The sequence below is a fragment of the Pseudomonas sp. FBF18 genome, from assembly GCF_024261405.1.
Lineage (GTDB): Bacteria > Pseudomonadota > Gammaproteobacteria > Pseudomonadales > Pseudomonadaceae > Aquipseudomonas > Aquipseudomonas palmensis.
Window position 1 is genome coordinate 33,518 of the sequence record NZ_QKRS01000006.1, and the last position, 20,373, is coordinate 53,890.

Genomic DNA, 20,373 nt, shown 5'->3' on the forward strand with positions numbered 1-20,373 from the left:
ATTCGGAGACTGGAGAGGTGCCCCATGAGCCTGCTGCTTGAGCCCTATACCCTGCGTCAACTGACGCTGCCCAACCGCATTGCGGTCTCGCCGATGTGCCAGTATTCGAGCGTCGACGGCCTGGCCAACGACTGGCACCTGGTCCACCTGGGCAGCCGCGCGGTCGGCGGTGCCGGGTTGATCTTCACCGAAGCCACCGCCGTCACGGCCGAGGGCCGCATCACCGCCCAGGACCTGGGCCTGTGGTGCGACGAACAGATCGCCCCCCTGCAACGCATCACCCGCTTCATCACAGCCCAGGGCGTGGTGCCCGGCATTCAGCTGGCGCACGCCGGGCGCAAGGCCAGCACGCATCGGCCGTGGCTGGGCAAGCACGGCAGCGTCAAGCCCGAGGACGGTGGCTGGGTGCCGGTGGGGCCGTCGAAAATCGCCTTCGACCCGCAGCACACGGCGCCCACCGAATTGAGCGAAGGGCAGATCCACGAGGTGATCCAGGCCTTTGTCGAGGCCGCCCGGCGTGCACTGGTGGCCGGCTTCAAGGTCGTGGAGGTGCATGCCGCCCATGGCTACCTGCTGCACCAGTTTCTCTCGCCATTGAGCAACCAGCGTCGCGACCAGTACGGCAGCTCGTTCGAGAACCGCATTCGCCTGACCCTGCAGGTGACCGAGGCGGTGCGCGAGGTGTGGCCGTCGGAGTTGCCGCTGTTCGTGCGGGTATCGGCCACCGACTGGGTGGAGGATGGCTGGAACCCGGATGAAACCGTCGAACTGGCCAAGCGCCTCAAGGCCCTGGGCGCCGACCTGATCGACGTTTCGTCGGGGGGCACCTCGATGAATGCCGAGATTCCCACCGGGCCTGGCTATCAGACACGCTTTGCCGAGCGGGTGCGCAAGGAATCGGGGATCGCCACCGGCACGGTGGGCATGATCACCGAGCCGGCCCAGGCCGAGCACATTCTGCGCACCGGCCAGGCCGACATCATCCTGCTGGCCCGCGAGCTGCTGCGCGATCCGTACTGGCCGCTGCATGCCGACGATGACCTGGGCGGGCAGAAGGCCATATGGCCGGCGCAGTACCAGCGTGCGACCCACCGCGACCAGCCGATCCACGAGTCCGACCTGCGCGACTGAAGGCTATGCCAAAGGGCCGCCGAGCGGCCCTCCTGCGCAGGTAACGCCTGCCTGCGCCGTGGGCCTCAATGCCTGAACATCACATGCCGCACGCAGGTGTAGTCCTCCAGCCCATACATCGACATGTCCTTGCCGTAGCCCGACAGCTTCTGCCCGCCGTGGGGCATTTCGCTGACCAGCATGAAGTGCGTGTTGACCCAGGTGCAGCCGTACTGCAACCGGGCGGACACCCGGTGGGCGCGGCCGACATCGGCGGTCCACAGTGACGAGGCCAGGCCGTAGTCCGAATCGTTGGCCCAGGCCAGCGCCTGCGCTTCGTCTTCGAAGCGGGTCACCGACACCACCGGCCCGAATACCTCGCGGCGCACGATCTCGTCATCCTGCTGGGCGTCGGCCAGCACCGTCGGCTCGAAGAAGAACCCGTCGCCCACCACCGCCTTGCCGCCGGTGACCAGGCGAATATGCGGCTGGGCCACGGCGCGCTCCACCAGCGCTGCCACCCGGTCGCGGTGTGCGGCACTGATCAGCGGCCCGAGTTCGGTGTCCGGGTCGTCCTGCAACCCGTGCCGGAGGCTGGCCACCGCCTCGCCGAGCTTGTTCACGAAGGTGTCGTAGATGCCGGCCTGGGCGTAGATCCGGCAGGCCGCGGTGCAGTCCTGCCCGGCATTGTAGAAGCCGAAGGTGCGAATGCCTTCCACCGCAGCGTCGATGTCGGCATCGTCGAAGATGATCACCGGGGCCTTGCCGCCCAGTTCCATGTGCAGGCGTTTCACGCTGTCGGCGGTGCCGGTGATGATCTGGCTGCCGGTGGCGATCGAGCCGGTCAACGACACCATGCGCACCTTGGGGTGGGTAACCAGGGGCATACCTACGCTCTGGCCCTTGCCGAACAGGATGTTGAGCACCCCGGCCGGAAACAGCTCGGCCGCCAGTTCGCCCAGGCGCAGGGCGGTCAGCGGGGTCTGTTCCGAAGGCTTGAGCACCACGGTGTTGCCGGCGGCCAGGGCCGGGGCGATCTTCCATGCCAGCATCATCAGCGGGTAGTTCCACGGCGCGATGGACGCCACCACACCCAGCGGGTCGCGGCGCACCATCGAAGTGTGCCCCGCCAGGTACTCGCCCGCCGCCGAGCCGCCCAGACAGCGGCTGGCCCCGGCAAAGAAGCGGAACACGTCGGCGATTGCCGGCAGTTCGTCGTTCAGCGCGGCCGGGTAGGGCTTGCCGCAGTTGTCCGATTCCAGCCTGGCCAGCTCCCCGGCATGGGCGTCTATCAGGTCGGCCAGCTTGAGCAGCAGTGCGGCGCGGTCTTTCGGTGCGGTCTGCGACCAGCCGTCGAAGGCATGGTCGGCGGCGCGCACCGCCGCATCCACCTGCGCTTGGCTGGCCTCGTTGATGTCCACCAGCACGCTGCCCAGCGCGGGGTTGAGCACGCTGTGGGCCGGGCCTTCGCCGGCGACGAGCTGGCCGTTGATCAGCAGTCGGGTTTGCATGGTGTTCGATCCTCCTGGTTCAGGTCATTTGCCGTCGCTGCCGGTCACGTTCTCGGCGCCACGGGTCAGGTAGTAGGCGCCCAGAATCGGCAGCATGGTCACCAGCATCACCAGCATGGCCACCACGTTGGTCACCGGCACGTCGCGCGGGCGGCTGAGCTGGTTGAGCAGCCAGATCGGCAGGGTGCGTTCGTGGCCGGTGGTGAAGGTGGTCACGATGATTTCGTCGAACGACAGCGCGAACGCCAGCATGCCGCCCGCCAGCAGCGCCGACCCCAGATTGGGCAGCACGATGTAGCGAAAGGTCTGCCAGCCGTCGGCGCCCAGGTCCATCGACGCCTCGATCTGGTTCTGCGAGGTGCGCCGCAGACGCGCGATGACGTTGTTGTAGACGATCACCACGCAGAAGGTGGCGTGGCCCACCACGATGGTGAAGATCCCGGGCTCGATGCCCAGGGTCTTGAACGCCGACAGCAGGGCGATGCCGGTGATGATGCCGGGCAGGGCGATGGGCAGGATCAGCATCAGCGACAGGCTCTCCTTGCCGAAGAAGCTGCGCCGGTACAGGGCCGCGGCGGCCAGGGTGCCAAGCACCAGGGCGATCAGCGTGGCCAGGCACGCCACCTGCAGCGAAAGCTTGATCGACTCGAGCACGTCGGGGCGCGAAAACGCCACGCCGAACCACTTGAGGGTCAGGCCCCGGGGCGGAAAGCTGAAGGCCGCGTCTTCGGTATTGAAGGCGTACAGCACGATGATCAGGATCGGAAAGTGCAGGAACAGCAGCCCGCCCCAGGCGGCCAGGCGCAGCCCCGGCGAGGCGTTGTCAGAGTGCATCGAAGGCTCCCAGGCGTTTGACGAGGGTCAGGTACACGGCGATCAGCATGATCGGTACCAGGGTGAAGGCGGCGGCCATCGGCATGTTGCCGATGGCGCCTTGCTGGGCGTACACCATGCTGCCGATGAAGTAGCCGGGCGGGCCCACCAGCTGCGGCACGATGAAATCGCCCAGGGTCAGCGAGAAGGTGAAAATGGAGCCGGCGGCGATGCCCGGCACCGCCAGCGGCAGGGTCACCTGCACGAACGTCTGGCGCGGGCGTGCGCCAAGGTCGGCCGAGGCGTGCAGCAGCGAGGGCGGCAGGCGCTCCAGCGCGGCCTGGATCGGCAGGATCATGAACGGCAGCCAGATGTACACGAACACCATAAAGCGCCCCAGGTGCGAGGTCGACAGGGTGCTGCCGCCCACCCCGGGAATGCCGAGCAGCCATTGCAGCAGTGGCTCCAGGTTCAGCTGCTGGACGAACCACTGGGCCACCCCGCCCTTGGCCAGCAGCAGGGTCCAGGCATAGGCCTTGACGATGTAGCTGGCCCACATCGGCATCATCACCGCGATGTAGAAGAACGCCTTGGTGCTGCCGCGGGTGTAGCGGGCCATGTAGTAGGCGATGGGAAACGCCAGCACCGCGCTGGCGATCGATACCGCCACCGCCATGCCCAGAGTACGCAGGATGATGTCGAAGTTGGATGGCTGCAGCAGCGCGGCAAAGTTGGCCAGGGTCAGCTCGGGCGTCACCGCCATGGTGAAGTCGTCGAAGGTGTAGAAACCTTGCCACAGCAGCGCCAGCAGCGAGCCCAGGTAGATCGCGCCGAACCAGATCAGCGGCGGTATCAACAGCATCGCCAGGTACAGGTTGGGGCGACGGTAGAGCAGGGTGGCCAGGCGCCGCATCATCTCAGCGGCACTCGTCGAGCACGGTTTCGCGCAGCGCGGTCATGGCCTCGCGCGGCCAGTGGGCGTGCAGGCGCTGGCCGGGTTGCCAGGGGGCGGCGTCGGCATGCCACTGGCTGTTGGCCTGGCTCACCGCCAGCAACTGGCCGTTGTCCAGCTGCAGTTCGTAGCGGGTGGTGCTGCCCTGGTACTGGATATCGTGCAGCACGCCGCTGAGCTGGAGGACGTCGCCCGGGATGGCCGACGCGCTCAGGCGAATGTGTTCCGGGCGGATCGAGAACGGCTGCGGGCTGGCCACCAGGTGTTGGGCCAGCTCGCCGCGCAGCACGTTGGAAGTGCCGACGAACTCGGCAACGAAGGGGGTGGCCGGTTGCATGTAGAGGTTGCGCGGCGTGTCGACCTGTTCGATGCGCCCGCGGTTGAACACCGCCACGCGGTCGGACATCGACAGCGCCTCGGTCTGGTCGTGGGTGACGAAAATGAAGGTGATGCCCAGCTGGCGCTGGAGCTTCTTCAGCTCGCCCTGCATCTGCTCGCGCAGCTTGAGGTCCAGCGCGCCGAGGGGCTCGTCCAGCAGCAGTACCCGGGGACGATTGACCAGCGCGCGGGCCAGGGCCACGCGCTGGCGCTGCCCGCCGGACAACTGCACCGGCTTGCGCTCGCCGTAGCCGGCCAGGGCCACCATGCCCAGGGCCTCTTCGGCGCGGGCATGGCGCTGGGCCTTGGCCACGCCCTTGACCTTGAGCCCGTAGGCCACGTTGTCGCGCACGTTCATGTGCGGGAACAGCGCGTAGTCCTGGAAGACCGTGTTGACGTCGCGCTGGTAGGGCGGCAGGCCGGTGGCTTCCACGCCGTGGATGCGAATCGAGCCGTGGCTGGGTTGTTCGAACCCGGCGATCAGGCGCAGGCAGGTGGTCTTGCCCGAGCCCGAAGGGCCGAGCATGGAGAAGAACTCGCCGTCTTCGATGTCGATGCAGACCCGGTCGACGGCCTTGACCTCGCCGAACAGGCGGGACACTTGGGTGAACTGTACGGCTGGGGGCATGCGAGGTACTCCACGGTTCTGCGAGGGCGGTGCGCTCGCTTTGCCGTCAAGGCCGGCCCCTTCAGGTGTGCGAGTCGCCTGCAGGGGCCGGCCTTGACGGCGAAGAGGCCCTAACGGCCGCCCATGATCGCGATGTAGTCCTGGGTCCAGCGGCTATAGGGCACGAACTTGCCCCCTTGCGCCTGCGGCGTGCGCCAGAACGCGATCTTGTCGAACAGGTCGAAACCGTTGGTCTTGCACCCGTCGGCCCCCAGCAGTTCACTGCCCGAACACGCCGCCGGCACCACCGGCAACGAGCCGAACCACGCCGCCACGTCGCCCTGCACCTTGGGCTGCAGCGACCAGTCCATCCATTTGTAGGCGCAATTGGGGTGCTTGGCCTCGGCGTGCAGCATGGTGGTATCGGCCCAGCCGGTGGCGCCTTCCCTGGGGATGGTCGAGGCCACCGGCTGCTTGTCGTCCTTGAGCCCATTGACCATGTAGCCCCAGGAGCTGGAAGCCGCCACGCCTTCGTTCTTGACGTCGCTCATCTGCACGGTTGCGTCATGCCAGTAGCGGTGAATCAGGGGGCGTTGCTGGCGCAACAGGTCGAGCACCGCCTTGTACTGGGTTTCGTTGAGCTCGTAGGGGTTGTCGATGCCCAGTTCCGGCTTGGCCGTCTTCAGGTACAGCGCCGCATCGGCGATGTAGATCGGCCCGTCATAGGCCTGCACACGGCCCTTGTTCGGCTTGCCGTCCGGCAGGTCCTGCGGCTCGAACACCACGCCCCAGCTGGTGGGCGCCTGCTTGAACACCTCGGTGTTGTACAGCAGCACGTTCGGCCCCCACTGGTACGGCGTGCCGTAGACCTTGGCGTCGACCACGTACCAGGGGCCGTCCTTCAGGCGCGGGTCGAGGTGCTTCCAGTTGGGGATCAGGTCGGTGTTGATCGCCTGCACACGCTTGCCGGCAATCAGGCGCAGCGAGGCATCGCCCGACGCGGTCACCAGGTCGTAGCCGCCCTTGGTCATCAGGCTGACCATCTCGTCGGAGGTGGCGGCAGTCTTGACGCTCACCTTGCAGCCGGTGTCCTGCTCGAAACCGCTGACCCAGTCGTAGGCCTTGTCGCTCTCGCCGCGCTCGATGTAGCCGGGCCAGGCCACGATGTCCAGTTGCCCTTCGCCGGCACCCACGGCCTTGAGCGGCTCGGCGGCCTGCAGGCTGGCGCTGGCGAGGATCCCGGCGCCCAGGGCGCCAAGCAATGCGGTGGTGTGCACAAGCATGATGTTCCCTCTTTTATTGGAATTGTGCAGGGGCAGTGATGACGGTGCTGCAGCGGTGCATTCCCTACTAGCGTAGTGCGTTCCCGCGAATGCAACATCCAGAAGCAAATGCGCAGCGTGACGACGCAGGTCAGGCTTTACTCTGGCGTTTCATTTCCTTGTTGAGGACGTTCAGATGAACACCCGAGGTTTGCTCGACCAGTTGCTAAAGTCCGGCCAGGAGCTGCTGCAGAACCAGGCCGGCAAAGGTGCCAGCGCCAAGCCAGGGGGCAGTGGCGGGCTGGGTGGGTTGCTCGGCGGCGCCGGTGGCGGTGGCCTGGGCGGGCTGCTCTCCGGTGCCGGCGGTGGTGCGCTGGCGGCGGGCGCGATGGGCCTGCTGCTGGGCAACAAGAAGGCGCGCAGCCTGGGGGGCAAGGCGCTCACCTATGGTGGCCTGGCCGCCCTCGGTGTGCTGGCCTACAAGGCCTACGGCAACTGGCAGGCCCAGCAGGGCAGTGCGCCGCAGCGCGAACCGCAGACCCTCGACCGCCTGCCTGCCGCCCAGGTCGAATTGCACAGCCAGGCCATCCTCAAGGCGCTGGTGGCTGCGGCCAAGGCCGACGGGCATGTCGACGAGCGCGAGAAGGCGCTGATCGAAGGCGAGTTCGTCAAGCTCGACAACGACCACGAGCTGCAACAGTGGCTGCATGCCGAACTCAACCGACCGCTGGACCCGGCCGACGTCGCCCGCGCCGCCACAACGCCGGAAATGGCGGCCGAGATGTACATCGCCAGCGTCATGCTGGTGGACGAGGAACACTTCATGGAGCGCGCCTACCTCGACGAGCTGGCCAAGCAGCTCAAGCTCGACCCGGCCCTCAAGGCCGAGCTGGAAAAACAGGTTCGCCAGGCCTGAGTCAGCAAATGCGGGCATATGGCCATCGCGCAGGCCATTTTGCCCGAGCCGTCTTGATCCAGAGCGCGTGCAGATAAGGTGCGTGGGCTATAATCTGCGCATTTTTCTGCTCGCGTAGAATCCTTGAGGGCTGACTGTGAAGAACTGGACATTGCGCCAACGCATCCTGGCGAGCTTCGCCATGATCATTGCCATCATGCTGTTGATGGTGGTCGCTGCCTACTCGCGCCTGGTGGCGATCGAGTCCAGTGAGGAGGCGGTGCGTTCGGACAGCATCCCTGGCGTGTACTACAGCTCGATGATCCGCAGCGCCTGGGTCGACAGCTACGTCAACACCCAGCAGTTGCTCGGCCTGAGCAACCACCGCGAGCTGACCAATGCCGACGCCGAGCTGTACAAGAGCTTCGAGGATCGCCTCAAGCAGAACATGGCCGATTACCAGAAGACCATCCAGTCCTCCGAAGACCAGTCCAGCTACGAGGAGTTCGTGCGCCTGGAGCAGGGCTACCTGAAGCTGCTCGACAGCGTGCTGGAGGCCTACCGGCAGAAGAACTACGCCGAGGCCCAGCGCCTGCTGCAGGACAGCATGACCCCGGCCTGGAACGAGGGCCGCAAGCACCTGAACACGGTGATCGAAGGCAACCGGGTGTCGGCCGAGCAGGCCACCGGTGCCATCGTCAGCGCGGTGACCACGGCCAAGGTCAGCATGATGATCTCGCTGGTGCTGGCGATCATTGCAGCCGGCATCTGCGGCCTGATGCTGATGCGCGCCATCACCGGCCCCATGCAACTGATCGTGCGGGCGCTGGACAAGCTGCGCGGCGGTGACCTCAGCGTGCGCCTGAGCCTGGACCGCAAGGATGAATTCGGCGCGGTGGAAACCGGCTTCAACGAAATGATGAGCGAGCTGACCACGCTGGTGTCCCAGGCCCAGCGCTCGTCGGTGCAGGTCACCACCTCGGTGACCGAGATTGCCGCCACCTCCAAGCAGCAGCAGGCCACCGCCACCGAAACGGCCGCCACCACCACCGAAATCGGTGCCACCTCGCGGGAAATCGCCGCCACCTCCCGGGACCTGGTGCGCACCATGACCGAGGTCACCAGCGCCGCCGACCAGGCCTCGGTACTGGCCGGCTCCGGCCAGCAGGGCCTGGCGCGCATGGAAGAGACCATGCACCAGGTGATGGGCGCGGCCGACCTGGTCAACAACAAGCTGGCGATCCTCAACGAGAAGGCCGGCAACATCAACCAGGTGGTGGTCACCATCGTCAAGGTCGCCGACCAGACCAACCTGCTGTCGCTCAACGCCGCCATCGAGGCCGAGAAGGCCGGCGAATATGGCCGCGGCTTTGCCGTGGTGGCCACCGAGGTGCGTCGCCTGGCCGACCAGACCGCCGTGGCCACCTACGATATCGAACAGATGGTGCGCGAGATCCAGTCGGCGGTGTCGGCCGGGGTGATGGGCATGGACAAGTTTTCCGAGGAAGTGCGTCGCGGCATGGCCGAGGTGCAGCAGGTGGGCGAGCAACTGACCCAGATCATCCACCAGGTGCAGGCGCTGGCGCCACGGGTGCTGATGGTCAACGAAGGCATGCAGGCCCAGGCCACCGGTGCCGAGCAGATCAACCATGCACTGGCGCAGCTGGGCGATGCCAGCAGCCAGACCGTGGAGTCGCTGCGCCAGGCCAGTTTCGCCATCGACGAGCTGAGCCAGGTAGCGGTCGGCCTTCGTGGTGGTGTGTCGCGGTTCAAAGTCTGAAGCCCCGATGAGCGACCTTCAGTCACGCCGCGACACTTCGGTGCCTACGCCAGGGCGCCTGTTCCTGGTATTTCGTATCGGCGAGCAGCGCTTTGCCCTGGACACCCATGAGGTAGTGGAGGTGCTGCCGCGCCTGCCACTCAAGCCCATCGCCCACACCCCGCGCTGGGTGGCGGGGGTGCTGGCGCATCGCGGTGCGCTGGTACCGGTGATCGACGTGGGCGACCTGGGGTTCGGCACCCCGGCGCCGCTGCGTACCAGCACCCGGCTGGTGCTGGTGCACTACCGGGGCCAGGCGCAGGCCGAGCCGCAGTTGCTGGGCCTGATCCTGCAGCAGGCCAGCGACACCCTGCGTTGCCACCCCGACGAGTTTCGCCCCTATGGCGTCGACAACCAGCAGGCCCCCTACCTGGGGCCGGTGCGCGAAGATGCCCAGGGCCTGATGCAACGCATCAGCGTACAGGACCTGCTGACCGACCAGGCCCGCGCCTTGCTGTACCCGCCCGTGGAGGTGCAGCCATGAGCGACGAGCAGCGGTTCTTTCGGTTTTTGCAGGAGCGTATCGGCCTGGATGTCGCCTCGGTTGGCGCGCCGATGGTCGAGCGGGCCCTGCGCCAGCGCTGTGCTGCCCTGCAGGCCCGCGACCTGGACGACTACTGGGTGCGCCTGCAGCAGTCGACCCCGGAGCAGCAGGCGCTGATCGAAGCGGTGATCGTGCCTGAAACCTGGTTCTTCCGTTATCCCGAGTCGTTCAGCGCGTTGGCCGGGCTTGCCCTCAGGCGCCTGGCCGAGCTCAATGGCACCCGGCCGCTGCGGGTGCTCAGCCTGCCGTGTTCGACCGGTGAAGAGCCCTATTCGATTGCCATGGCCCTGCTCGATGCCGGTATTGCCGGCCCCGGGTTTCGCGTCGACGGCATCGACATCAGCCCCAACTCGATCGCCCGCGCCGAACAGGCGGTGTATGGCCGCAACTCCTTTCGCGGCAGTGACATCGCCTTCCGCCAGCGCCACTTCAGCGAGGTGGAGCAGGGCCATCGCCTCGACGAGCGGGTTCGCCAGCAGGTCGACCTGCAGGTGGGCAACGTGCTCGACCCGGCGCTGCGCACCCGCAGGGGCAGCTACGACTTCGTCTTCTGCCGCAACCTGCTGATCTATTTCGATGTACCCACCCAGCAACGGGTGTTCGACGTACTGAAAAGCCTCACCCATGAAGACGGCGTACTGTTCATCGGCCCGGCCGAAGGCAGCCTGCTGGCACGCATGGGCATGCGCCCGCTGGGTATCGCGCAGTCGTTCGCCTATGTACGGCATATCCCGCAGGAGCCGCCCCCAGTGCTTTCGCCACCGCCCCCGATGCCTGCACCCAGTCCACGGCGGGCGCCTGCGCCGTTGGCGCGCCGTGCGCCAGCCCCGGCACCGCAGCCTGCCCGGGTTGCGCCCCCAGCCGCCGGCAAGCCCGGCGCCGAACAGCTGCTAGCGCAGATCGCCACGCTGGCCAACGAGGGCCGCAGCGACGAGGCACGCGCGGCCTGCGAACGCTACCTGCAGCAGCATGCACCGGATGCGCAGGTGTATTACTGGCTGGGCCTGCTCAGCGATACCGCCGGCGATGCGGCCCAGGCCGTGAGCCACTACCGCAAGGTGCTGTACCTGCAACCCCAGCACCCCGAGGCCCTGGCGCACCTGGCGGCGCTGCTGGCGTCCCAGGGCGATGAGGTGGGCGCCCGGCGCCTGCAGGAGCGTGCGGCGCGCCGAGAGCGCAGCGAGCGGGAGCCTGAACGATGAGCGGCCAGGCAGAGCTGGGCGTGATGGCCGCCACGGTCGAGGCCATCGACGATTGCTGGAACCGTATCGGTGTGCACGGCGACAAGAGCTGCCCGTTGCTGGCCGAGCATATTCACTGTCGCAACTGCCAGGTGTACGCGGCAGCGGCCACGCGCCTGCTGGACCGCTATGCGCTGGCCCAGGACGCCCATGCGCAGATGCATGTGCAGGCACCGGTGAGTGTCGGGCGCTCGCTGTTGCTGTTTCGCCTGGGCGAGGAATGGCTGGCCCTGGCGACCCGCTGCCTGGTCGAGGTGGCGCCGCTGCAGCCGGTGCACTCCTTGCCGCACCAGCGCTCGCGGGTGCTGCAGGGGGTGGCCAATGTGCGCGGTGCGCTGGTGCCGTGCCTGTCGCTGGGCGACCTGCTGGGGCTCGAGCCCGGCAGCCCGGTGGCGGTGTCGGCGCGGGTCATGCCGCGCATGCTGATCCTGGGTGCCAGCGGCGGCGCCGTGGTGCTGCCGGTGGACGAAGTGGACGGTATCCATGCCCTCGACCCCGGGCAGCCGGCCAGCGACACCGCCACCGATGCACGCTTCACCGAAGCGGTATTGCAGTGGCGCGGTCGCAGCGTGCGGGTGCTGGATGAAGAACAGCTGTTGTCTGCCGTGAACCGGAGCCTGTCATGACCCCAGAGCAAATGCGCGACGCTTCGCTGCTCGAGCTGTTCAGCCTGGAGGCCGAGGCGCAGACCCAGGTGCTCAGCGCCGGCCTGCTGGCCCTGGAACGCAACCCTACCCAGGGTGACCAGCTCGAGGCCTGCATGCGCGCCGCCCACTCGCTCAAGGGCGCGGCGCGCATCGTGGGGATCGACGCCGGGGTCAGCGTTGCCCACGTGATGGAAGACTGCCTGGTCGAGGCCCAGGAAGGCCGCCTGCGCCTGCGCCCCGAGCACATCGATGCGCTGCTGCAGGGCACCGACCTGCTGATGCGCATCGCCACCCTGGGCGGTGCGGCCACCGAGGCGGCGGTTCAGGCCTTCGTGGTGCAGATGGCCGTGCTGCTCGATCCGGCCAGTGCGCTGATGGCGACGGGGCCGGCAACCGGCGACGCGCCCGAGCCGACGCAGAATCCTGAACCCGCACCGGCTGCGCCGCAGCCGGTGCCCCCGGCGCCCGAGCCTGAGGCGCTCGCGCAACCGGAGGCGCCTGCCGAGCCCGTGGCCCTTGCGCCGGGCAAGCGCAGCGAAGGCGGCGAGCGGGTGCTGCGGGTCACGGCCGAGCGCCTGAACAGCCTGCTCGACCTGTCCAGCAAGTCGCTGGTCGAAACCCAGCGCCTGAAGCCCTACCTGGCCACCCTGCAGCGCCTCAAGCGCATGCACGGCCAGAGCATTCGCGCCCTCGATACGCTCAAGGCCGAGCTGGACACCGGCGGCCAGCGACCGGAGGTGCAGGAAGCGCTGGCGCAGGCCCAGCGCCTGCTCGGCGAAACCCGCGAGATGCTGCAGCAGCAGGCCGCCGACCTGGACGAGTTCGGCTGGCAGGCCAGCCAGCGCGCGCAACTGCTGTACGACACCGCGCTGGCCTGCCGCATGCGCCCGTTCGCCGACGTGCTCAACGGGCAGAGCCGCATGGTTCGCGACCTGGGGCGGTCGCTGGGCAAGCAGGTGCGTCTGGAGATCGAGGGCGAAAAGACCCAGGTCGACCGTGACGTGCTGGAAAAACTCGAGGCGCCGCTCACCCACCTTCTGCGCAACGCCGTGGACCACGGTATCGAACTGCCCGAGCAACGCCTGCTGGCAGGCAAGCCGGCCGAGGGCCTGATCCGCCTGCGCGCCTCGCACCAGGCCGGCCTGCTGGTACTGGAACTGAGCGATGACGGTGGCGGCGTCGACCTGCAACGCCTGCGCCACAGCATCGTCGAGCGCCAGTTGTCGCCGGCCGACACCGTGGCGCAGATGAGCGAAGCCGAACTGCTGACGTTCCTGTTCCTGCCGGGGTTCAGCCTGCGCGACAAGGTCACCGAGGTTTCCGGGCGCGGCGTGGGGCTCGATGCGGTGCAGCACAGCGTGCGCCAGTTGCGCGGCTTCATCGACCTCAGCCAGCACAGCGGGCAGGGCAGCCGCTTTCACCTGGAGGTGCCGCTGACCCTGTCGGTGGTGCGCAGCCTGGTGGTCGAGGTGGGGGGCGAGGCCTACGCCTTCCCGCTGGCGCATATCGAACGCACCCTGGACCTGCCCGCCGAGGCCATCGTTCAGATCGAGGGGCGCCAGCATTTCTGGCATGAAGGCCGGCACATCGGCCTGGTGGCCGCCTCCCAGTTGCTCAACCGGCCGCCCAGCCAGGCGGTGGAACAGGCCATCAAGGTGGTGGTCATCCGTGAGCGCGACACCCTGTATGGCGTGGCCGTCGAGCGTCTGATCGGCGAGCGCGTGCTGGTGGTGATGCCGCTGGACGCGCGGCTGGGCAAGGTGCAGGACATCTCGGCCGGGGCCCTGCTCGATGACGGCTCGGTGGTGCTGATCGTGGACGTCGAGGACCTGCTGCGCTCGGTCGAGAAGCTGCTCAGCACCGGCCGCCTGGAACGTATCGAGCGCGGCCAGCGCGCCGCCCGCGAAGCGACGCGCAAGCGCGTGCTGGTGGTGGATGACTCGTTGACCGTGCGCGAGTTGCAGCGCAAGCTGCTGACCAACCGCGGTTACGAAGTGGCCGTCGCGGTGGACGGCATGGACGGCTGGAACGCCTTGCGCAGCGAGGATTTCGACCTGCTGATCACCGACATCGACATGCCGCGCATGGACGGCATCGAACTGGTCACCCTGCTGCGCCGCGACAGCCGGTTGCAGTCGTTGCCGGTGATGGTGGTGTCGTACAAGGACCGCGAGGAAGATCGTCGTCGTGGACTGGACGCCGGGGCCGACTACTATTTGGCCAAGGCCAGTTTTCATGATGATGCCTTGCTGGAAGCCGTGGTGGAGCTTATCGGGGGAGCCCAGGGATGAAGATCGCCATCGTCAACGACATGCCCCTGGCCGTGGAAGCCCTGCGCCGGGCATTGGCGTTCGAGCCGCAGCACGAGGTGATCTGGGTGGCCGGCAATGGCGCCGAGGCGGTGCAGCGCTGCGCCGAGCACACCCCGGACCTGATCCTGATGGACCTGATCATGCCGGTCATGGACGGTGTGGAGGCCACGCGCCAGATCATGGCCCGGACCCCTTGCGCCATCGTCATCGTCACGGTCGACCGCCAGCAGAACGTGCACCGCGTGTTCGAGGCCATGGGCCACGGCGCCCTGGACGTGGTCGACACCCCGGCGGTAGGCGCCGGCAACCCGCGTGAGGCGGCCGCGCCGCTGTTGCGCAAGATCCTCAATATCAGTTGGCTGATCGGCCAGCACGGCAGCAACCGTGTGCGGGCAGTGGCAGCACCGCAGCGCCAGGGCGCACAACGCCAGCGCCTGGTGGCGATCGGTTCCTCGGCCGGTGGCCCGGCGGCGCTTGAGGTGCTGCTCAAGAGCCTGGAGCAGGATTTCAACGCGGCCATCGTGCTGGTTCAGCACGTCGACCAGGTGTTCGCCGCCGGCATGGCCGAGTGGCTGAGCAGCGCCTCCGGCCTGCCGGTACGCCTGGCCCGCGAGGGCGAAGCACCCCAGCCCGGGCAGGTGCTGCTGGCCGGCACCAACCACCATATCCGTCTGTTGAAGGACGGCACCCTGGCCTACACCGCCGAACCGGTCAACGCGATCTACCGCCCTTCGATCGATGTGTTCTTCGAGAGCGTGGCGCGCTTCTGGCAGGGCGATGCGGTGGGCGTACTGCTGACCGGCATGGGCCGCGATGGCGCACAGGGGCTCAAGCTGATGCGCGAGCAGGGCTTTCTGACCATCGCCCAGGACCAGCAGAGCAGTGCGGTCTACGGCATGCCCAAGGCGGCTGCGGCCATCGATGCCGCCGTCGAGATACGTGCGCTGGAGCGCATTGCGCCGCGCCTGATGGAGATTTTTTCGAAATGACGATGTGTAATGAACCAAACCGGTCGTTCGCCAGGGAGCAGGGCGCGCATGAATGATCTACCGCTCGTGGGGTTCCCGACCACCAATGAAAACTCGGCGATGGTGCTGCTGGTCGACGACCAGGCGATGATCGGCGAAGCCGTGCGTCGCGGCCTGGCCAACGAGGCCAACATCGACTTCCACTTCTGCGCCGACCCGCATCAGGCCGTCGCGCAGGCGATCCGGATCAAGCCCACGGTGATCCTGCAGGACCTGGTCATGCCCGGCCTCGATGGCCTGAGCCTGGTGCGCGAGTACCGCAGCAACCCGGCCACCCAGGACATCCCGATCATCGTGCTGTCGTCCAAGGAAGACGCGCTGGTCAAGAGCGCCGCGTTCGCCGCCGGGGCCAACGACTACCTGGTCAAGCTGCCCGACAACATCGAGCTGGTCGCGCGCATCCTGTACCACTCGCGCTCCTACCTCACCCTGCTGCAGCGTGACGAAGCCTACCGGGCGCTGCGGGTCAGCCAGCAGCAGTTGCTGGACACCAACCTGGTGCTGCAACGGCTGATGAACTCCGACGGCCTGACGGGGCTGTCCAACCGCCGGCATTTCGACGAGTACCTGGAACTGGAATGGCGCCGAGCCATGCGTGACCAGTCGCAGCTGTCGTTGCTGGTGATCGACGTCGACTATTTCAAGGCCTTCAACGACTCGTTCGGCCACCTGGCCGGGGACGAGGCGCTGCGCCAGGTGGCCGAGGCGATTCGTGCCTCGTGCAGCCGCCCCAGCGACCTGCCGGCACGCTACGGTGGCGAGGAATTCGCCCTGGTGCTGCCCAACACTTCGCCGGGCGGGGCGCGGCTGGTGGCCGAGAAGCTGCGCCAGACCGTGGTGGGCCTGGCCATCTCGCACAACATGCCGCAGGCGGGCAGCGTGCTGACCATCAGCATCGGCCTGGCCACCCACACGCCGGCAGTCGGCAGCCATTGCCGACAGTTGATCTCGGCGGCGGACAAGGGCCTGTACCAGGCCAAGAATGGCGGGCGCAACCAGGTCGGGGTGGCCTGACAGACCGCCATCGCGGGTCAAGCCCGCTCCCACGGGCATCGTGCTGCCCTTGTGGGGGCGGCTGATCCGCGATCAGGCGCCGGCTTCTCCAAAGGCCGCCCGACGGGCTGCCGCGCACCTGCAGACTCGTTTATACTCTCCGGCTTTTCACAGAATACGCACGAGAGCTGCCCGCCCATGGAAATCCAACCGATCCTGAACACCATCAAGGACCTGACCGAGCGCTCCGAATCCATTCGGGGGTATCTTTGACTACGATCACAAGCATGACCGCCTGATCGAAGTCAACCGCGAGCTCGAAGACCCGAACGTCTGGAACAAGCCCGAGTACGCCCAGGAACTGGGCCGCGAACGCGCCATGCTGGCGCAGATCGTCGACACCCTGGACGAACTGTCCGGCGGCCTGGTCGACGCCCGCGAGCTGCTCGACATGGCTGTCGAGGAGAACGACGAAGGCGCCGTCAATGACGTCGTCGAAGTGCTCCAGGGCCTGGAAGACTCCCTGGCCCAGCTCGAATTCCGTCGCATGTTCAGCGGCGAGATGGACATGAACAACGCCTACCTGGACATCCAGGCCGGTTCCGGCGGCACCGAGGCCCAGGACTGGGCCAACATCCTGCTGCGCATGTACCTGCGCTGGGCGTCCAAGCGTGGTTTCGACGCCACCATCATGGAACTGTCCGAAGGCGACGTGGCCGGCATCAAGGGCGCCACCGTGCACATCAAGGGCGAGTACGCCTTTGGCTGGCTGCGCACCGAGATCGGTGTGCACCGTCTGGTGCGCAAGAGCCCGTTCGACTCCGGCGCACGCCGCCATACTTCGTTCTCGGCGGTGTTCGTGTCCCCCGAGATCGACGACAAGGTCGAAATCGAGATCAACCCGTCCGACCTGCGTATCGACACCTACCGCTCCTCGGGTGCCGGCGGCCAGCACGTGAACACCACCGACTCGGCGGTGCGTATCACCCACGTGCCGACCAACACCGTGGTCAGCTGCCAGAACGAACGTTCCCAGCACGCCAACAAGGACACCGCCATGAAGATGCTGCGGGCCAAGTTGTACGAGCTGGAGATGCAGAAGCGCAACGCTGCGTCGCAGGCCCTGGAAGACAGCAAGTCGGACATCGGCTGGGGTCACCAGATCCGTTCGTACGTGCTCGACGCCTCGCGGATCAAGGATCTGCGCACCAACGTCGAACGCAGCGACTGCGACAAGGTGCTCGACGGCGATATCGACGAGTACCTGGAAGCCAGCCTCAAGCAGGGGCTGTAAGTTTCGCGACCCGCTACAAGACCCTCGCCTGCGGGCGGGGGCAATGAACCCCTGATGGAAAATGTGACCACATGAGCGACCTCAAACTCGACCCGCAAGACCTGCAACAGGAAGAAAACACCCTGATTGCCCTGCGCAAGGAAAAGCTTGCCGCAGAGCGCGCCAAGGGCAACGCCTTCCCCAACGACTTCCGCCGTGACAGCTACTGCAACGACCTGCAGAAACAGTATGTCGACAAGACCAAGGAAGAGCTGGAAGCTGCAGCGATCCCGGTCAAGGTTGCCGGTCGCATCATGCTCAACCGTGGCTCGTTCATGGTGATCCAGGACATGACCGGGCGCATCCAGGTCTACGTCAACCGCAAGACCCTGCCCGAGGAAACCCTGGCAGCGGTCAAGACCTGGGACCTGGGCGACATCATCAGCGCCGAAGGCACCCTGGCTCGTTCGGGCAAGGGCGACCTGTACGTCGAGATGACCAACGTGCGCCTGCTGACCAAGTCGCTGCGCCCGCTGCCGGACAAGCACCACGGCCTGACCGACACCGAGCAGCGCTATCGCCAGCGCTACGTCGACCTGATGGTCAACGAGGAAACCCGCCACACCTTCCGTGTGCGCTCGCAGGTCATCAACCATATTCGCAACTTCCTCATCCAGCGCGACTTCCTGGAAGTGGAAACGCCGATGCTGCAGACCATCCCCGGTGGCGCTGCGGCCAAGCCGTTCGAAACCCACCACAACGCGCTGGACATGCCGATGTTCCTGCGCATCGCGCCGGAGCTGTACCTCAAGCGTCTGGTGGTCGGTGGTTTCGAGAAGGTCTTCGAGATCAACCGCAACTTCCGTAACGAAGGCGTCTCGACCCGGCACAACCCCGAGTTCACCATGCTCGAGTTCTACCAGGCCTACGCCGACTACGAAGACAACATGGACCTCACCGAAGAGCTGTTCCGCGAGCTGGCGCAGCTGGTGCTGGGCAGCACCGACGTGCCGTACGGCGACAAGGTGTTCCACTTCGGCGAGCCGTTCGTGCGCCTGTCGGTGTTCGACTCGATCCTCAAGTACAACCCCGAGCTGACCGCCGACGACCTCAACGACATCGACAAGGCCCGTGCCATCGCCAAGCAGGCCGGCGCCAAGGTGCTGGGCTTCGAAGGCCTGGGCAAGCTGCAGGTGATGATTTTCGAAGAGCTGGTCGAGCACAAGCTGGAGCAGCCGCACTTCATCACCCAGTACCCGTTCGAAGTGTCGCCGCTGGCCCGTCGCAATGACCAGAACCCGAACGTCACCGACCGCTTCGAACTGTTCATCGGCGGCCGCGAGATCGCCAACGCCTACTCCGAGCTCAACGATGCCGAGGACCAGGCCGAGCGCTTCATGGCCCAGGTGGCCGACAAGGACGCCGGCGACGATGAGGCCATGCACTACGATGCCGACTTCGTGCGCGCCCTGGAGTACGGCATGCCGCCCACTGCCGGTGAGGGCATCGGTATCGACCGCCTGGTGATGCTGCTGACCAACTCGCCGTCGATCCGCGACGTGATCCTGTTCCCGCACATGCGCCCGCAGGCCTGAGTGTCTTGAACAAGCCGCCTCTAGGGGCGGCTTTTTCATGTCTGCGACAAGCTGATCGATCAGTCAGCATTCAACGAGGTAGACCCCAGTGACGACTGCAATGGCTCAACAAGGTGCTGCTGGCGTGGCCACAGCGGTAGCCGAAAGTGTTCAGTACCAGGGGCGCAAGGCCAGCCGCCAGGGCAGCGAGCAGCGCCGTCAGCAGATCCTCGACGCGGCCATGCGCATCATCGTGCGCGATGGCGTGCGCGGCGTGCGCCACCGTGCGGTGGCCGCCGAGGCCGGTGTGCCGCTGTCGGCCACCACCTATTATTTCAAGGACATCGAAGACCTGCTCACCGACACCTTCGCCCAGTATGTCGAACGCAGCGCGGCCTACATGGCCAAGCTGTGGGAAAACACCGAGGTGCTGTTGCGCCAGCTGATTGCCAAGGGCGACGGCAGCCCCGGCGCCCGCGCGCAGCTGGCCGACGAAGTGGCGAAGATGGGCGCCGAGTACGTGCAGCGCCAGTTGCACAACCGCCGCGACTTCCTGATGGCCGAGCAGGCGTTTCGCCAGGAAGCGCTGCTGTGCCCGCGGCTGGCCGAACTGGTGCGCCTGCATGCGCAGATCCTGCTGCGCGGCACCTGCCAGCTGTTGCAGGTGGTGGGTTCGCGCCAGCCACAGCAAGATGCCATAGTGTTGACGGCCATCATCGAGCAGATGGAATATCAGGGCCTGCTCGTTGCTGCACAACCCCAGGCCGAAGCGCAGATGCTCGCTATCCTTACCCGATACCTGCATCTGGTGCTGGCATCGGCCTGAGGCTCTACCTAATTCAAGGAGTATCGGATGAAAGCCTGGCGTGTGCTGTTGGCCCTGTCGTTTGTGCTGTTGAGTGGTTGCCTGGTGACGTTCAACGAGCCGATCCCGACCAACCAGCCGGCGCCCAAGGCCCTGCTCGGCAAATGGACCAGCAAGGACGCCTGGGGCGAGCCGCTGACGTTGCAGATCAGCCGCAGGGGCGACAACGCCTACAAGGCGGTGGCCACCGCCAAGGGCAAGAAGCCTGAAACCTACGCCTTCACCGTGGCCCGCCATGGCAACCGCTGGTACCTCTCGGCCGGCGTGCCCAAGCGTCTGGGGGGCAACTTCCTGATCGGCGGGTTCGAGGTGATCGACAACAAGCAACTGGTGATCTACAACCTGGATGTCGAGCAGATCAACCAGGCCCTGAAGAACAAGGAACTGAGCGGTCGCGCCATCGAGATACCGGAGGAGAACGGCCAGGGCGTGCTCATCGACAGCCCGGCGGCGCGGGTGCTGGCCTACCTGGACGACCCGGCCAACTCCGACCTGTTCATCGAAGTCGCACGTTTTCAGCGGGCCGGCAAGTAGGCTGGCCAACACAAG

At 66.6% G+C, this 20,373-nt stretch carries 18 protein-coding genes; 13 read left to right on the forward strand and 5 right to left on the reverse strand.

The window, feature by feature from the left end:
* The first annotated feature begins 24 nt into the window (after positions 1–24).
* Positions 25–1,131 carry an NADH:flavin oxidoreductase/NADH oxidase gene (locus DN387_RS11420; protein ID WP_043863198.1) on the forward strand — a complete coding sequence of 369 codons (1,107 nt, stop codon included), beginning with the start codon at positions 25–27 and terminating at the stop codon, positions 1,129–1,131.
* A gap of 65 nt (positions 1,132–1,196) precedes the next feature.
* On the opposite strand, the gene DN387_RS11425 is transcribed toward DN387_RS11420, so the two are convergent.
* The 5 genes from DN387_RS11425 to ydcS all read right to left on the reverse strand — a co-directional run bounded on the left by DN387_RS11425 (position 1,197) and on the right by ydcS (position 6,654).
* The gene (locus tag DN387_RS11425; protein WP_054915024.1) at positions 1,197–2,621 is read right to left on the reverse strand and encodes a gamma-aminobutyraldehyde dehydrogenase; all 1,425 of its coding nucleotides are present in this window, start codon (positions 2,619–2,621) and stop codon (positions 1,197–1,199) included.
* 24 nt (positions 2,622–2,645) lie between these two features.
* The gene (locus DN387_RS11430; RefSeq protein ID WP_054915023.1) at positions 2,646–3,455 is read right to left on the reverse strand and encodes an ABC transporter permease; all 810 of its coding nucleotides are present in this window, start codon (positions 3,453–3,455) and stop codon (positions 2,646–2,648) included.
* Positions 3,445–4,350 carry an ABC transporter permease gene (locus DN387_RS11435; RefSeq protein ID WP_054915022.1) on the reverse strand — a complete coding sequence of 302 codons (906 nt, stop codon included), beginning with the start codon at positions 4,348–4,350 and terminating at the stop codon, positions 3,445–3,447. The genes DN387_RS11430 and DN387_RS11435 overlap by 11 nt, the downstream gene beginning before the upstream one ends.
* A gap of 1 nt (position 4,351) precedes the next feature.
* Positions 4,352–5,392 (reverse strand): ABC transporter ATP-binding protein, encoded by a 1,041-nt coding sequence (locus DN387_RS11440; RefSeq protein ID WP_054915021.1) that lies wholly within the window; start codon positions 5,390–5,392, stop codon positions 4,352–4,354.
* 110 nt (positions 5,393–5,502) lie between these two features.
* Positions 5,503–6,654, reverse strand: a complete 1,152-nt coding sequence (ydcS, locus tag DN387_RS11445) for a putative ABC transporter substrate-binding protein YdcS (RefSeq protein WP_054915020.1) — start codon at positions 6,652–6,654, stop codon at positions 5,503–5,505.
* A gap of 175 nt (positions 6,655–6,829) precedes the next feature.
* Here ydcS and DN387_RS11450 point away from each other — a divergent pair, with 175 nt between their 5' ends.
* The 12 genes from DN387_RS11450 (at position 6,830) to DN387_RS11505 (ending at position 20,358) form a co-directional block, all read left to right on the forward strand.
* Positions 6,830–7,549 carry a tellurite resistance TerB family protein gene (locus DN387_RS11450; RefSeq protein ID WP_054915019.1) on the forward strand — a complete coding sequence of 240 codons (720 nt, stop codon included), beginning with the start codon at positions 6,830–6,832 and terminating at the stop codon, positions 7,547–7,549.
* A gap of 136 nt (positions 7,550–7,685) precedes the next feature.
* The gene (locus tag DN387_RS11455; RefSeq protein ID WP_043863205.1) at positions 7,686–9,308 is read left to right on the forward strand and encodes a methyl-accepting chemotaxis protein; all 1,623 of its coding nucleotides are present in this window, start codon (positions 7,686–7,688) and stop codon (positions 9,306–9,308) included.
* Between the two features lie 7 nt (positions 9,309–9,315).
* Entirely contained in the window at positions 9,316–9,831 is a 516-nt protein-coding gene (locus DN387_RS11460; RefSeq protein WP_054915018.1) for a chemotaxis protein CheW, read from the forward strand.
* Complete coding sequence (locus DN387_RS11465; RefSeq protein WP_054915017.1) at positions 9,828–11,093, forward strand: CheR family methyltransferase; 1,266 nt, start codon at positions 9,828–9,830, stop codon at positions 11,091–11,093. Before DN387_RS11460 ends, DN387_RS11465 begins: the two co-directional genes overlap by 4 nt.
* Positions 11,090–11,758: a chemotaxis protein CheW gene (locus DN387_RS11470; RefSeq protein ID WP_054915016.1), complete on the forward strand. Its 669-nt coding sequence runs from the start codon at positions 11,090–11,092 to the stop codon at positions 11,756–11,758. Before DN387_RS11465 ends, DN387_RS11470 begins: the two co-directional genes overlap by 4 nt.
* Positions 11,755–14,070, forward strand: coding sequence for a hybrid sensor histidine kinase/response regulator (locus DN387_RS11475; RefSeq protein ID WP_054915015.1), 2,316 nt, complete (start codon positions 11,755–11,757; stop codon positions 14,068–14,070). Before DN387_RS11470 ends, DN387_RS11475 begins: the two co-directional genes overlap by 4 nt.
* Positions 14,067–15,080, forward strand: a complete 1,014-nt coding sequence (locus DN387_RS11480; protein ID WP_043863210.1) for a chemotaxis response regulator protein-glutamate methylesterase — start codon at positions 14,067–14,069, stop codon at positions 15,078–15,080. The genes DN387_RS11475 and DN387_RS11480 overlap by 4 nt, the downstream gene beginning before the upstream one ends.
* A gap of 48 nt (positions 15,081–15,128) precedes the next feature.
* On the forward strand, positions 15,129–16,133 hold the full coding sequence (locus DN387_RS11485; RefSeq protein WP_054915014.1) for a PleD family two-component system response regulator: 1,005 nt from the start codon (positions 15,129–15,131) through the stop codon (positions 16,131–16,133).
* A gap of 177 nt (positions 16,134–16,310) precedes the next feature.
* Positions 16,311–17,406, forward strand: a protein-coding gene (gene prfB / locus DN387_RS11490; RefSeq protein WP_100633065.1) for a peptide chain release factor 2 whose coding sequence is annotated in 2 segments (ribosomal slippage) — positions 16,311–16,382 and positions 16,384–17,406 — 1,095 coding nt in all. Because the reading frame shifts where the segments join, the coding sequence is not laid out codon by codon here.
* 71 nt (positions 17,407–17,477) lie between these two features.
* Entirely contained in the window at positions 17,478–18,980 is a 1,503-nt protein-coding gene (lysS, locus tag DN387_RS11495) for a lysine--tRNA ligase (protein WP_043863213.1), read from the forward strand.
* 100 nt (positions 18,981–19,080) lie between these two features.
* Entirely contained in the window at positions 19,081–19,785 is a 705-nt protein-coding gene (locus tag DN387_RS11500; RefSeq protein ID WP_254506076.1) for a TetR/AcrR family transcriptional regulator, read from the forward strand.
* A gap of 27 nt (positions 19,786–19,812) precedes the next feature.
* On the forward strand, positions 19,813–20,358 hold the full coding sequence (locus tag DN387_RS11505) for a hypothetical protein (protein ID WP_043863215.1): 546 nt from the start codon (positions 19,813–19,815) through the stop codon (positions 20,356–20,358).
* Positions 20,359–20,373 lie beyond the last annotated feature (15 nt).

Coding starts and splice junctions, on each gene's coding strand:
- DN387_RS11430 (WP_054915023.1), bottom strand. CDS start 3,455: ATGCACTCTGACAACGCCTCGCCGGGGCTGCGCCTGGCCGCCTGGGGC.
- DN387_RS11505 (WP_043863215.1), top strand. CDS start 19,813: ATGAAAGCCTGGCGTGTGCTGTTGGCCCTGTCGTTTGTGCTGTTGAGT.
- ydcS (WP_054915020.1), bottom strand. CDS start 6,654: ATGCTTGTGCACACCACCGCATTGCTTGGCGCCCTGGGCGCCGGGATC.
- DN387_RS11465 (WP_054915017.1), top strand. CDS start 9,828: ATGAGCGACGAGCAGCGGTTCTTTCGGTTTTTGCAGGAGCGTATCGGC.
- DN387_RS11475 (WP_054915015.1), top strand. CDS start 11,755: ATGACCCCAGAGCAAATGCGCGACGCTTCGCTGCTCGAGCTGTTCAGC.
- DN387_RS11440 (WP_054915021.1), bottom strand. CDS start 5,392: ATGCCCCCAGCCGTACAGTTCACCCAAGTGTCCCGCCTGTTCGGCGAG.
- DN387_RS11500 (WP_254506076.1), top strand. CDS start 19,081: ATGGCTCAACAAGGTGCTGCTGGCGTGGCCACAGCGGTAGCCGAAAGT.
- DN387_RS11485 (WP_054915014.1), top strand. CDS start 15,129: ATGAATGATCTACCGCTCGTGGGGTTCCCGACCACCAATGAAAACTCG.
- DN387_RS11450 (WP_054915019.1), top strand. CDS start 6,830: ATGAACACCCGAGGTTTGCTCGACCAGTTGCTAAAGTCCGGCCAGGAG.
- DN387_RS11470 (WP_054915016.1), top strand. CDS start 11,090: ATGAGCGGCCAGGCAGAGCTGGGCGTGATGGCCGCCACGGTCGAGGCC.
- DN387_RS11460 (WP_054915018.1), top strand. CDS start 9,316: ATGAGCGACCTTCAGTCACGCCGCGACACTTCGGTGCCTACGCCAGGG.
- DN387_RS11425 (WP_054915024.1), bottom strand. CDS start 2,621: ATGCAAACCCGACTGCTGATCAACGGCCAGCTCGTCGCCGGCGAAGGC.
- DN387_RS11480 (WP_043863210.1), top strand. CDS start 14,067: ATGAAGATCGCCATCGTCAACGACATGCCCCTGGCCGTGGAAGCCCTG.
- lysS (WP_043863213.1), top strand. CDS start 17,478: ATGAGCGACCTCAAACTCGACCCGCAAGACCTGCAACAGGAAGAAAAC.
- DN387_RS11435 (WP_054915022.1), bottom strand. CDS start 4,350: ATGATGCGGCGCCTGGCCACCCTGCTCTACCGTCGCCCCAACCTGTAC.
- DN387_RS11420 (WP_043863198.1), top strand. CDS start 25: ATGAGCCTGCTGCTTGAGCCCTATACCCTGCGTCAACTGACGCTGCCC.